General features: G+C 34.4%; 9 protein-coding genes. 5 read left to right on the forward strand and 4 right to left on the reverse strand.

Annotated elements, in window-relative coordinates; genetic code table 11:
- The first annotated feature begins 17 nt into the window (after window positions 1–17).
- Window positions 18–530 carry a peroxiredoxin family protein gene (locus tag H0I26_RS15985; RefSeq protein WP_218699960.1) on the forward strand — a complete coding sequence of 171 codons (513 nt, stop codon included), beginning with the start codon at window positions 18–20 and terminating at the stop codon, window positions 528–530.
- Here H0I26_RS15985 and H0I26_RS15990 read toward each other — a convergent pair.
- The gene (locus tag H0I26_RS15990) at window positions 527–1,165 is read right to left on the reverse strand and encodes a rhomboid family intramembrane serine protease (RefSeq protein ID WP_101019227.1); all 639 of its coding nucleotides are present in this window, start codon (window positions 1,163–1,165) and stop codon (window positions 527–529) included. The two genes, H0I26_RS15985 and H0I26_RS15990, sit on opposite strands and share 4 nt — an antisense overlap.
- Before the next feature lie 63 nt (window positions 1,166–1,228).
- Here H0I26_RS15990 and H0I26_RS15995 point away from each other — a divergent pair, with 63 nt between their 5' ends.
- Entirely contained in the window at window positions 1,229–2,119 is an 891-nt protein-coding gene (locus tag H0I26_RS15995; protein WP_218699961.1) for a lysophospholipid acyltransferase family protein, read from the forward strand.
- 92 nt (window positions 2,120–2,211) lie between these two features.
- Here the strand turns inward: H0I26_RS15995 and H0I26_RS16000 are convergent, their stop codons facing one another.
- The 3 genes from H0I26_RS16000 to H0I26_RS16010 are packed head-to-tail and all read right to left on the reverse strand — an operon-like array spanning window position 2,212 to window position 5,488.
- Window positions 2,212–3,711, reverse strand: coding sequence for an aminotransferase class V-fold PLP-dependent enzyme (locus tag H0I26_RS16000; protein ID WP_218699962.1), 1,500 nt, complete (start codon window positions 3,709–3,711; stop codon window positions 2,212–2,214).
- Window positions 3,712–3,737: 26 nt separating this feature from the next.
- Complete coding sequence (gene glmM / locus H0I26_RS16005; protein WP_218699963.1) at window positions 3,738–5,126, reverse strand: phosphoglucosamine mutase; 1,389 nt, start codon at window positions 5,124–5,126, stop codon at window positions 3,738–3,740.
- Window positions 5,123–5,488 (reverse strand): acyltransferase family protein, encoded by a 366-nt coding sequence (locus tag H0I26_RS16010; protein WP_218699964.1) that lies wholly within the window; start codon window positions 5,486–5,488, stop codon window positions 5,123–5,125. Before H0I26_RS16010 ends, glmM begins: the two co-directional genes overlap by 4 nt.
- A 351-nt stretch (window positions 5,489–5,839) precedes the next feature.
- Between H0I26_RS16010 and H0I26_RS16015 the strand changes: the two genes are divergently transcribed.
- The 3 genes from H0I26_RS16015 to H0I26_RS16025 all read left to right on the forward strand — a co-directional run bounded on the left by H0I26_RS16015 (window position 5,840) and on the right by H0I26_RS16025 (window position 13,931).
- On the forward strand, window positions 5,840–6,433 hold the full coding sequence (locus H0I26_RS16015; RefSeq protein ID WP_101019239.1) for an ACP phosphodiesterase: 594 nt from the start codon (window positions 5,840–5,842) through the stop codon (window positions 6,431–6,433).
- 2 nt (window positions 6,434–6,435) lie between these two features.
- Entirely contained in the window at window positions 6,436–8,115 is a 1,680-nt protein-coding gene (gene ggt / locus H0I26_RS16020) for a gamma-glutamyltransferase (RefSeq protein ID WP_218699965.1), read from the forward strand.
- Window positions 8,116–8,249: 134 nt separating this feature from the next.
- A complete protein-coding gene (locus H0I26_RS16025; RefSeq protein ID WP_218699966.1) occupies window positions 8,250–13,931 on the forward strand; it encodes a T9SS type B sorting domain-containing protein in 5,682 nt (1,893 codons plus the stop codon).
- The last annotated feature ends 34 nt before the right edge of the window (window positions 13,932–13,965 follow it).

The raw sequence follows: 13,965 nt of genomic DNA on the forward strand, positions 1-13,965 counted from the left end.
TGAGAAATAATAGCATCATGAAACCATATATCTTACTTTTTTTAGTGGCTACTTTAAGCTTATCGTGCAAACAAGAACCTCAAAAACCGCTTGTTTTTGGAACTAATATTGGTGATTACGCGCCAACATTTACAGCTAAAACACCAGAAGGAAAAGATTTATCTTTAGGGGATATAAAAGCGAAGTTGGTTATCTTAGATTTTTGGGCAAGTTGGTGTGGCCCTTGTAGACGTGAAAATCCAAACGTGGTAAAAATGTATAATAAATACCATAGTAAAGGTCTAGAAATTGTAGGCGTGTCTTTAGATAAAAAAGGCCAAGAATCCCGTTGGATCAACGCAATAGCACAAGATAAATTAACTTGGAAACACTTATCTAACCTACAAGGTTGGCAAGAACCAATTGCTGCAGCTTATGGTGTACGATCCATACCAGCGACTTATATCTTAGATGGTGATGGTAAAATAATTGCTAAAAACCTACGTGGCAAAGCGCTTGAAGACAAGGTTGCTGAGATTTTAGGACACTAAATTTTACCTAGCTTTTGCATTACAAATAACACCACAATTGGAATAGCTAGTACTAAAACCATCGTTAAGTCTTTTTGAAATAGCCAAGGCGCTATAATTAAAGTGGTCACATAACCACCAACAGCGCCTCCAAAATGGGCATCGTGACCAATATTACCTATTTGTTTTTTCATACCATAAATAGAGTACAATAAGTATCCAATACCAAACATCCAACCTGGTACAATACCATAGATTTTAAGAAGAAAAGGCTCGAACATTATTGCTGAATAAATAATACCCATTACTGCACCACTGGCTCCAACTGCACTATAATGGTAGTTGTTTTTATTAAATATTAAGGATAATAAACTCCCTGCGACTAGACTTACTAAATAAATAATTAGAAACTTGGTTTGCCCGACCCTATCAATAACTACCCACGCAAAAAAGTAAAGCGTCAGCATATTAAATAATAAATGTTGCGTATTAACATGTAAAAAACCAGAGCTAAAAATTCTGAATTGCTCTCCTCTTTTAACAGCGCCTACATTAAATTTATACTTCTCAAAAAAAGCATGATCTTCAAATCCTTTATAAGAAATGATGACGTTGGCTGCAATAATTATTATAGTTATTAAATTTAAATTACCCATTATCTAGTTTAAGTTTAAATCAAATATAACATATATTTGTTCTCGCAAAACTAACAAGTATTCATGCAATTATTAGCCTACATTTTAATTTATCCTTTTTTATGGTTGATCTCCATACTCCCTTTTAGACTTTTGTACGCCTTTTCTGATGGATTATATGTTTTAATCTATTATATCCTTGGTTATAGAAAGAAAACAGTAAAAGAAAACCTACATCTCGTGTTTCCGAATAAATCTGAAGCTGAAATTGTTAGCATTAGAAAAAAATTCTATCATCATTTTTGTGATATGGCTGTTGAGGCTATTAAGTCTTTAACCATTTCTGAGAAGCAAATGTTGAAGCGTTATGTGTTTTCTAATATTGAAGAGATTAAGCAATATGAAAAATCAAATAAGAGTATTGTACTTATGTGTGCGCATTACGGCAGTTGGGAATGGATTTTTATTTTACAAAAACATTTAAATCATAAAGGGTACGCAGTATACAAGCAATTAGGAAATAAATATTTTGATAGATTAGTCAAACGTATTAGAGCTAAATACAACTCCTACCTTATCACCACTAAAGAAACGTCTGCCACTTTATTAAAAGCTAAAAACAACGGAGAATTGACGATTAACGGATTTGTATCGGATCAAAGTCCTAAACCTTGGAAAGCGCACCATTGGTTAGATTTTATGGGGATACATGTCCCAGTGCATACTGGTGCTGAATTACTAGCAAAACAATTAGATATGGCTGTTGTTTATTTTGCTGTAAAGCGAATAAAAAGAGGGTATTACGAAACTACTTTTACAACTTTGGCTGAAAATCCTAATGAATTTAAAGATTACGAAATCACAGATGCTTTTTTTAAGTTAGTGGAACAACAAATAAAAGAAGCCCCTCAATATTATCTATGGACGCATAAACGTTGGAAACATCGTGATAAAACACCTGAAGATTTTAAATAGAAACAACACCTAAAAAAAAGACCTCACAACTATAAAAATTGTGAGGTCTTTTTATTTCTAATAATATAAGTTCTTTTTTAGAAAGACCTGTATTACAACTCAAACCAATCGCTCACTCTAACATTGTTTTTAGGCACAAAACTTTTATGAATAAACTCGTTATTAGCCTTATTATATTCATAATCCTTAGCCCACTCTTCATGATTTTCTGCTAAAGCAATTAAGCTTTCACACACATAATCCATCTCATTACAAGTTGTCGTTGGATGAATAGACATACGCATCCAACCTGGCTTACGGATTAAATCGCCTAATGAAATCTGATTGACCAAACTATGAGATTGTGCTTGATCGACATGTAGTAAATAATGCCCGTAGGTTCCTGCACAACTACACCCTCCACGGGTTTGAATTCCGAATTTATCATTCAGTAATTTTACTCCTAAATTAAAATGTAAATTATCAATATAAAAGGAAATGACACCTAGACGGTCTTTTTGATCACCTGCTAATATTTTAATATTCTCAACACCGTCTAAATTAGAAAATATCTGATGCAATAATTCATGCTCTCTATCCAAGATATTTTTCACGCCCATTTGCTCTTTAAGCTTAATAGCTAAAGCTGTTTTTATGGTTTGTAAAAACCCTGGAGTCCCACCATCTTCTCGGTCTTCAATATTGTCAATATATTTATGCTCTCCCCAAGGATTAGTCCAACTTACGGTCCCTCCTCCTGGACAATCAGGAATCATATTTTTGTATAACTTTTTATTAAACACTAACACTCCAGAAGTCCCTGGGCCTCCTAAAAACTTGTGTGGTGAAAAGAAAATAGCATCCAATGCTTCTTCTTCATCTTCTGGGTGCATATTAATAGTAACATAGGGTGCTGAGCAGGCAAAATCCACAAAGCAAACCCCTCCATTTTGATGCATTAACTTAGCAATTTTATGGTATGGCGTTTCAATACCCGTCACATTACTTCCACCAATGACTGAGGCTATTTTTAGCGTACAGTCTTTATATTGCTCTAAAAGCACCTCTAAATTCTCTAAACTAAACAAGCCATCTTCTCCTGCAGGAATCACTTCCACTTTAGCGATGGTTTCTAACCAAGAGGTATGATTAGAATGATGCTCCATATGCGTTACAAAAACAACTGGTTTTACCTCTTCTGGAATCGTTGTAAATTTTTTAATATTCTCAGGCACTTTTAATCCTAAAATACGTTGAAATTTATTGACAACACTTGTCATACCATTTCCTGCTACAATTAAAACATCGTCTGCATTGGTATTAACATGTCCCTTTATAATTTGTCGCGCTTTATGATACGCATTAGTCATTGCGGTACCAGAAACGGTTGTTTCGGTATGTGTATTAGCGACAAATGGTCCAAATTGATTGAGCAACTTATCCTCTATTGGCCTGTATAAACGTCCCGAAGCAGTCCAATCCGTATACACCATTTTTTTTGTACCGTAAGGCGATTCAAACTCTTGATCTATACCTACAATATGTTTTCTAAATTGAGAAAAATAAGCTTCTAATTTAGATTTTTCTGTTCTTTCTGCTTTTGTAACGTACATAACTAATTGTTTTACAATTTAAAATACTAAATATTAGCGATTTGCTTGATTTCTGAAATAATTTTATCGGCTAAACTATCGGCTTCAGATTGACGCTTTGCTTCCGTATAAATTCTAATAATTGGCTCCGTATTACTCTTACGTAAATGTGCCCAGCTTTCAGCAAAATCTATTTTAACACCATCAATTGTCGTTAAGTTTTCGTTGCTATACTTTTCTTCCATTGCCTTTAAAATAGCATCGACGTCTAACGTTGGTGTTAATTGGATTTTCTTTTTACTCATAAAGTAACTCGTGTACGTTTTACGTAATTCGCTAACACTTAACTTTCTTTCAGCTAATAAGCTTAAAAATAAGGCAACACCAACCAGCGCATCACGACCGTAGTGTGATTCTGGATAGATAATACCACCATTACCTTCTCCTCCAATAACCGCGTTGTTTTTTTTCATTAAAGCAACAACATTGACTTCACCTACCGCAGAGGCTTCATACGTACCACCATGCTTTTCTGTAATATCACGTAAGGCTCTAGTGGAGCTCATATTACTAACTGTATTCCCTGGGTTTTGGCTCAATATCCAATCCGCACAAGCAACAAGCGTATACTCTTCTCCAAACATGTCTCCATTTTCATCCATAAAAGCTAATCTATCGACATCCGGATCTACAACAATACCAAAATCAGCACTGTGCTTCTTTACTTCGTCAGACAAATCGCCTAAATGCTCTTTTAATGGCTCTGGATTGTGCGGAAAATGACCCGTTGGATCACAATATAACTTAACAGCTTCCACGCCTAAACGCTCTAATAACAACGGAATCGCAATCCCTCCTGTACTATTTACACCATCAACAACGACTTTAAAATTAGCATCTTCAATGGCTTTTTGATTCACATATTCCAAATCTAAAACCTCATCAATATGTATATCAATATAGGCGTCATTTTTAGTAATTTGTCCTAGGTCATCAACCTCTGCAAAGGTCATCGCACCAGATTCGGCTATCTCTAAAATTTTCTGTCCTTCTGCGCCATCTAAAAACTCACCTTTCGCGTTCAACAATTTTAAAGCATTCCATTGTTTTGGATTATGACTAGCAGTTAATATAATTCCACCATCCGCATGCTCCATAGGTACAGCAATCTCAACTGTAGGTGTTGTAGACAACCCTAAATCCACAACGTGAATTCCTAATCCTACTAACGTATTCATTACTAAATTTTGAATCATATCCCCAGACAATCGCGCATCACGACCAACAACAACTTTATAGTCCGTTTTGTTGCGCTGCTGCTTTAACCAAGTCCCATAAGCTGATGCAAACTTTACAGCATCAATTGGTGTTAAATTTTCTCCAACAGTTCCTCCAATGGTTCCTCTTATTCCTGATATAGATTTTATTAATGTCATTCTCTAAATTTGTTTTTAAGTTTTAAAAAATAGCTTTCGAAATAGTTACAAGACAAATGTGCTATTGTAATAATTAATATAAAGGTCATCAGATACATCAAGATTATAGTTAATCTATCATTAAATAAGTCCGCTTTTTGTAGTTTCAAAAATAAGAAAACTACAGCATTTAATGCGATAACATGATACATATATAATCCGTAAGATATTTTCCCTAAATAATTAAGTGCTTTATTTTTAATTTCGACCTCAAAATTATTGTGTGCAGTGCTGTGTCTAAATAAACCAAACAATACCATTGTTAGTAGATTAAATAATACTGTAGCTTCAAAATGCAATATAGACGTTATACGATATAACAAGGTTAAAAAGACTATAATTACAGGGATTAACTTCTATTGTTTCAAAAACTCTATTTTTTTTTAGAGAACAGCAATAATTCCGTAAAAAAACAGAAAAAAGAACACCATACTAAACTCACTTAAGACACTAAAAAATTCTAAATGAAACATGACAAAATACAAGCTTGTAAAAACAATCAAAACTTACACTATTTTTTTTACTAATCAAAAAATAAGCAAATCACTGATTTATAGCTGATTCTGTCAAATGAAAAAACATTACAAAACTGTAAGCAAAAAACGTAAAACATCTAAATTGGGTAATCGCTTCAAATTGCAAAATTAAAGATTAAAAATACATATATTTATAAGATGAATTTTTTAGCACACATATATCTTTCCGGAAATAACAAAAAAATAACTATTGGCAACTTTATTGCTGACGGTATTAGAGGTAATAAATACGACCATTTTGAGGACGAAATCCAAACAGGCATACTATTACATTTACAAATTGACACCTTTACGGACGCACACCCAACAGTACGAAAAAGCACGAAACGCTTACACGAAAACTATGGGCATTATTCGGGTATTATTGTAGACATTTTATACGATCATTATTTAGCAAAAAACTGGTCTAAATATTCTGACGAACCCTTGGCAGACTATATCGATCATTTTTACGAAACGCTTGAGGATAATTTTGAAATTTTACCGCAACGTATTCAAAAAATGATGCCGCATATGTTAGCCGATAACTGGTTATTAAGTTATGCGTCTATTGAAGGGATAGCCAAGGTCTTAGAAGGCATGAATACTAGGACTAAAAATCGATCTAAAATGAATCTGGCCGTTAACGAATTACAAGAATTTTATAATGAATTTGAAGCTGAATTCACTAGCTTTTTTGATGATTTAATTACTTTTTCAAACGAAACATTAACAAATTTACAATCTAAATAAAAATGAAAAAACTACTTTTAGTCACGTTTATTCTTAATGTTTTTTTTAGTTGTAAAACAGAAAAAACACGTGGTTTAATTGCCGATAAAGCTATTGTTGTTTCTGCTCGAGAAGAAGCCTCTAACATTGGAACCGCTATTTTAAAACAAGGTGGAAATGTATTTGACGCTATGATTGCAACAGATTTAGCCCTAGCTGTTTGTTATCCTTATGCTGGTAATATTGGAGGTGGTGGCTTTATGGTTTATCGTTTAGAAGATGGCCGTGTTGGGGCTTTAGATTATCGCGAAAAAGCCTCAAAATCTGCCACAAAAAACATGTATTTAGACAGTTTAGGCCATGTTATTCCTGACTTAAGTACAAAAGGCGCATTAGCAGTTGGGATACCTGGTACAATTGCAGGTCTATTTGAAGTACATGACAAATTTGGGACCTTACCTATAGAAACAATCATGCAGCCTGTTATTGATTTAGCAAAACGTGGTTTTGTCGTTACCAAAAAAGACCAAGCTGTTTTAGATGAGAAACGCCAAGTCTTTTTAGAAGTAAACAAAACCCCTGTGCTTTTTAGTCAAACATGGAAGACTAACGACACCATCAAACAACCCAACTTAGCAAAAACATTAGAAGCCATTATGCGTAATGGTAGGGATGAATTTTATAAAGGTGAAACTGCAAAAAAACTAGCGGCATTTATTCAAGAGAATGGCGGTATTATAAGCACTGAGGATTTAGCGAGTTACGAAGCTAAATGGAGAACACCTGTTACTTTTGAATACGATAATTTAAATATCATATCTATGTCACCGCCTTCTAGTGGTGGGATTTGTTTAGCACAAATCATGTTACAAATTGAAGATTATGAGTTAGACGAATTTGGACATAATACACTCAAAACTATTCAAGTCATTACTGAAGCAGAACGTCGTGCGTATGCAGACCGAAGCTTTTATTTAGGAGACCCTGATTTTGTAACCATCCCACAAGACCATTTAATTAGTGCTAATTATTTAAATGGTAGAATGGCTGATTTTAGTTTTGATAAAGCGACACCATCCACTGAAGTGTCACATGGAAAAGTAGATATTATTGAAAGTAATGAAACAACACACTACTCAATTGTCGATCAATTTGGAAACGCAATTGCGGTAACAACAACTTTAAACTCTGGGTATGGTTCTAAATTATACAGTCCAGAATTAGGCTTCTTTTTTAACAACGAAATGGATGATTTTTCTAGTAAGCCCGGCATCCCAAACGTTTATGGGTTAATAGGTGCAGAAGCAAATGCGATAGTCCCAGAAAAGCGTATGCTAAGCTCAATGACACCAACTATTGTAGAAAAAGATGACAAACTATTTATGACTTTAGGAACGCCTGGAGGATCGACTATTATTACCTCCGTTATGCAAACTATTTTAAATGTACACGAATTTAAAATGACTATACAAGAGGCTGTTAATGCGCCACGATTCCATCACCAATGGCTGCCCGATACTATCAGAATGGAACCGGACTCATTTTCGGCAGAATTAATAGCACAACTACAAGCAAAAGGTTATTCTATAAATCAAGAGAATGCAGATGTTATTGGTAAAGTTGATGGTATTTTAGTTTTAGAAAATGGCCAGCTAGAAGGCGGTGCGGATAGACGTGGAGATGATACCGCTATTGGTTTTTAAACCCTAAAATTGAGTTGTAGTATTTTTACTTCATTTTTTGATTAAAAAATAAAGAACACTTATCTTTGTTTAAAATAATCAATAATTTTTATAAGGATGTTTTCTTTAAAAAGGACATCTAACTCCAACCAAAAATGATAAAAAAATATTCCACAATAGCTTTCCTTTTTTTTATTGTAATAAGCTCAAGTAAAGGATTTAACATAACAGAATCTTCTAACCTAGATAGTGACATAAAAACTAACTCCTTTTCTGATTACGCCATGAGCCTTAATGCTACAGGGGAAGAATGCTCAGGAAATGGGAACATCCAAATAGATATTAACGGTTCTGAAATTGGTGCTACTTTTGAGTTTTTAGTTTATGATATCTCAGATTTAACCACACCAATAAATAGCGAAACAGTTTTAGAAGGTCCAATTACTTCTACTAATTTCACCACTAATATAACAACCTTAAATAGTGGTACTTATCTTATTAGAGCAACTGAAATCATTGGAAGTATTGAGACTATTATAGAACAAGAAATTACAGTACCTAATAATATTATCCCTATTGCATTTGATGCAATTCAAGAAAGCGCTTGTTTAGGTACTATTATAGTGTTATTAAACTCTGGGAATGCTTTAGAATATAGAGTTAAACAAGCAGGTGTATTAATTGAAACCATTACTCAAACTCAAATAGACGCTGGTGCTGAAAGTATATTTACAGATTTAGCATTTGGAAACTACACTATAGAAGTAGAAGATATTTGTGGAAATGTAGTTGCCCAAGGGATTAATTTATTAGATCTTGCTCCTTCTTATACCACCCCAATTACATTTGAAAATAACATTGATGACAACGATTGCTCACAAACAAAATTAAGAATTTATATATTACAAAATTTAAGTACAGGAGGTGTTACAAGTGTTCTTGATGAAAATTTCTTCCCTTTTGATGTAACAATAACTTATGATGACGATGCTGATGGGAATGACACAGTAATGACTGATGTTTGGACCTCGACCTCTCAAAATAACTCTTATTATAATCTTCCAACCCAAAACACGTCCTACTCAGTAACGACTCAAGTAACAGATACATGTGGGACTGTTGTTTATTTGAACACTGTCGATTTTTCGGGACCTCCAACTCTAGATCTTACTACGCAAACAACTCAAGACTGTGGAAAACAACGTCTGCGCTTTACCGATTATGAAAACTTTGCATTTCCAATAACAATGGAACTGATAACAACACCTCCAGCGTTTGATATAAATAATGACCCTAATCTATACAACCCTATTTTCCCTGTTGGATCTAATATTTCTGATCCAATTACCACCCCTAATACTTTATATTTTGGATACTACAACTTAAGCGTTCCCAATGGGAGTTACACCTTTTTATTTACAGACAGATGCGGTCGCCAACTCAATAAAAGTATAAATGTTACAACTGACAATACTCCAAGAGAATTAAACATAAGAAGCAGAGAAGGTTGTGCTGATACTGGTAATTTGGAAATAAATATAAAAAAACAAGGTACTTTTGATATAACTTCCGCTGCTGGTTTTGACAGTTTTACTATAACTTCTGCTCCAGCAAGCTATACAGGTCCATTAGTTGTAGATATATCGACATCTACTGTTACTACTTTTTTTGGAGATTTTCTATATCTTTATGATTTACCTGCAGGTGATTACACGTTTAGTGTAAACACTGCATGTGGAAATGTTTTAACAGGCTCAAAAACTATTAATGGTGCTATTGTCCAAGATGTAGACACTACAATTACATCCTTTTGTGGTAGTTTTAACCTTGACTTAAATGCAACGTTTAATATAAGTAATTCAACATTTGTCCTTCAAAAATTTAACACGGTTGATGGCGTTTGGGCAAATATTAATAGTGCTACTGCTGAGTTAACGAACTATGTTGATAATACTAATTTTTACCTAGATGGTCCTCCTTCAGTTATATTAAATAACAACCAAAATAGTTACGGACAATTCATTACTGACAGTGGTTTTATTAATAATGTAACGGGATCTGGATTATTTAGAATTTATTATTCTTTTTATAGAACAAACGAGCAAGAACCTTGCTATGATACACTTGAAGAATTTACAATTGGAGATAATAATATTACACTTGTAGACTTTGCAGTAATCGATTGTGGAAATGGAACTAATGATTTATTTATAGATGCACTAGGTGTCAATTTAAATTATGAATTAATAAGTAAAGATGGTGTACCGCTTAACCCGACTATAAACAATGGAAACAACCCCGTCTTTACAAACATAGCCCCTGGCCTCTATGTCGTGCAAATAAGTGATGACTGTGGTGCTGTAAGTCCGTTTGTCATAAACACCAATCAATCTCAACCAACTGTTATTCAACCTTATAATTTATGCGTTGGAGATACTGGATCTCTTACTATCAATGCTCTCTCTATTATTGATGTTACTTGGACTAAAGACGGAGACCCTAGTTTTTCTGCCACTGGAAATGTTATAAATTTCGATCCTTATTCAGCTACAGATACTGGGACATACAACGCAACACTAACCTATAGCACTAACCCTAATTCTTGTATCAATCAAACATTAAGTTATACTATCACTAATGCTCCTCCCAACGCCGGAACTGGACAAACTGTAGATATAGCTTTTATAGACACCACTTTAGAAAGCTTATTCAACTTCATCACAGGACCTTATGATAATTTCGGAACTTTTACCGAGACTACTATAGTACCATCGGGTACACTAGATGGTACTTTATGGGATGCTACAGGTTTAGAAGCAGGAACATACACTTTTGATTATACCGTGGATACTGGTTGTAATGGTATTGATAGCACAACAATAACTATAACTATATTAGAAAGTGACTTAACAGCTATAAACGATTCTGTTTTAGATATTTGCCCATCAACCATTTACGATGATATTATAAACGTCCTAGATAACGATACTTATGGTCAACTTCCATTGGTACAAACAGATTTCTTAGTAACCACAGAAGTCGTTGATCCAAATAATGTTATAACTGTAGATTCTATAGGAAATATAGATATCGCTGATACAAGTATCGCAGGACAAACGTATACATTACAATATAAAGTTACAGAAATAACAAATAGCGATAACTTTGACATTGGTGAGGTTACAATAGCAATCAAAACCATTACAGAATCAATTTGCCCTACGTTTCCTTCTAGTCAAACTATTGTTGAATGCTATGATGACATTCCAACAAACACAACTTTAAGTCAATCTGAATTTGAAGCACTTGGAAATGCTAACGGAATTATTAATAGTAACAGTTGTGGAAGCATTGAAATACGTGCTGAAAACAGTCAGAATAACGGAAATTGTAATCAAATTGTAACTAGAACCTACACCGTTCGAGAGTATTCAGACTCTAATAATAACAATTTACACGACGTTGGAGAAGCTATTTTTTATACAACTATTTGCACTCAAGAATTTTTAGTAAATGACACAATAGCACCTGTAATAACGGGAACAATAGGGAATACAACTATAGATGGATGCTCGGCTACTGATGTCAATACAGCTGCCGCAACAGTCGCTGATTTAGAATTAATAGGTTTAACAATAACAGATGCATGTGCTCTAGATGCTAATTTAATAGTAACTAATACTGATACTGCAACAGGAAACTATCCAACTATAGTAACAAGGGTATACACTATTGCGGACGTTTGTGGAAACAGCTCGACAGCCACACAAACGATAACTATTGAAGACAATCAAAACCCAACGATTATATGTCCAATCCCCGTAACCGTAGAAGTTGATAGTACATTATGCTCGGCAACTAACGTAAATTTAAGTACGCCACCAACTGGATCTGATAACTGTAATATAGCCAATATAACTAATGATGCTCCTACTGTTTATGCTTTAGGTGAAACCACAGTAACATGGACAGCAACGGACAACTCTGGTAACATAGCAACATGCGAACAGATTGTTACCGTTGTAGACAATGAAAATCCGACAATTGTGTGTCCAACAGCAATAATGACATTAGTTGATGATGGCTTATGCGTGGCTAACAACGTAGACTTAGGCATTGCTCCAACTGGCTCTGATAATTGCAGTATTGCTAATATAATCAATGACGCTCCCTCATCTTTCCCTTTAGGGGATACAATTGTAACCTGGACGATTACCGATGGTTCCGGTAATACAGCATCGTGTTCACAAATTGTTACTGTAGAAGATAATCAAGCCCCAACCATTGTATGTCCTGTAGCAATAACCGTGGATGCAGATAGTGGATTATGTACTGCTAGCAACGTTAATTTAGGCTTGCCACCAACGGGCTCTGATAATTGCAGTATAGCCAGTATTACGAATGATGCTCCTTTAACTTTTTCTTTAGGAGACACAATTGTAACATGGACCGCTACAGATGGTTCTGGCAACTCAGTATCTTGTACACAAACTGTTACAGTGGAAGATAATGAGGCGCCTACCTTTACCGCGCCTACTGATATTGAAATTTTTTCAGATATTAATTCTAATTATGATGCCAGCATAATAGTTACAGGAGATGTTACTGACGAAATGGATAACTGCTCGACAAATTTAGAATCCACTTTTACAGATACAACAACAAATGGGCCTTGCCAAGGCGCTTTTGTTATCACTAGAACATGGGGTCTAATGGACACTCATGGTAATGTTGCAAACAATCAAACTCAAATTATCACCATAACAAACAATACTATTCTAGCAAACCAAAATTTAGATAGTTATAACCTTTGTGATGATAATATGGAAACTGATGGAGATCCCACAAACGATAGCACCACTTTTGATTTAACCTCCCAGAATACTAATGTTTTAAATGGTTTAAACGCTACTAATTACTCCGTAAATTATTATGAATCTTTAATAGATGCTCAGCTAGAACAAAACAGTTTATCAAATCAATACGATAACATAAACAATCCACAAACTATTTACACCCGAGTAGATAATACGACTCCAGGAAGCGAATGCTACGCTATCGCGGAACTTACTTTGATGGTTATCACTTTACCAATATTTGAATTGGAAGATCAATATGTATTATGTAGAGACACAAATGCTACTGAAATTATAGAAACTAATTTAAACCCAAATAATTATTCTTTTGAATGGTCTTTTAATAACCAAGTATTACCTGCAGAAACCGGAGTATCCTTAGAACCAACAAATACAGGATCTTATAGTGTTATTGTTACAGACAATACAACTGGTTGTCCAAGTACACCTGTAAGTACAACAGTAGTATATAGCGAAGCACCAGTTATAACAACAGTAACAACTTTAGCTTTTGCAAACCAGCACAATATAATTGTAACTGCTACCAGCACAACAAATATGTACGAATTTAGTATTGATGGTGTAAACTGGGTAATGAATTATCCAAACAACAATAGTTATACTTTTAGTAATGTTACTCCTGGCGAGTACACCATTACCGTTAGAGATACAATTGGTTGTGGAGAGGATACAATTACTGTAATGATAATTGATTATCCTTTGTATTTTACACCAAATGGAGATGGTACTCATGACACTTGGAATATCTATGCTATCAGTAATCAACCAGATGCCATAATTTACATCTTTGATCGTTACGGAAAACTACTAAAGCAACTAAGTCCAACAGACACAGGATGGGATGGAACTTATAACGGTAACCCTATGCCCACAAGTGATTATTGGTTTACAGTAGAATACAGAGAACCAAGTACTAACGTTAAAAAAATAATGAAGTCTCATTTCACGCTTAAACGTTAAATAGCAACATTTAACACCTAAATTACCTGTTTAA

The sequence above is a fragment of the Olleya sp. HaHaR_3_96 genome (assembly GCF_019278545.1).
Lineage (GTDB): Bacteria > Bacteroidota > Bacteroidia > Flavobacteriales > Flavobacteriaceae > Olleya.

Excerpts from the sequence above, each read along its gene's own strand:
- H0I26_RS15985 (WP_218699960.1), top strand. The coding sequence starts at position 18 with ATGAAACCATATATCTTACTTTTTTTAGTGGCTACTTTAAGCTTATCG.
- H0I26_RS15990 (WP_101019227.1), bottom strand. The coding sequence starts at position 1,165 with ATGGGTAATTTAAATTTAATAACTATAATAATTATTGCAGCCAACGTC.
- H0I26_RS15995 (WP_218699961.1), top strand. The coding sequence starts at position 1,229 with ATGCAATTATTAGCCTACATTTTAATTTATCCTTTTTTATGGTTGATC.
- H0I26_RS16000 (WP_218699962.1), bottom strand. The coding sequence starts at position 3,711 with ATGTACGTTACAAAAGCAGAAAGAACAGAAAAATCTAAATTAGAAGCT.
- glmM (WP_218699963.1), bottom strand. The coding sequence starts at position 5,126 with ATGACATTAATAAAATCTATATCAGGAATAAGAGGAACCATTGGAGGA.
- H0I26_RS16015 (WP_101019239.1), top strand. The coding sequence starts at position 5,840 with ATGAATTTTTTAGCACACATATATCTTTCCGGAAATAACAAAAAAATA.
- ggt (WP_218699965.1), top strand. The coding sequence starts at position 6,436 with ATGAAAAAACTACTTTTAGTCACGTTTATTCTTAATGTTTTTTTTAGT.
- H0I26_RS16025 (WP_218699966.1), top strand. The coding sequence starts at position 8,250 with ATGATAAAAAAATATTCCACAATAGCTTTCCTTTTTTTTATTGTAATA.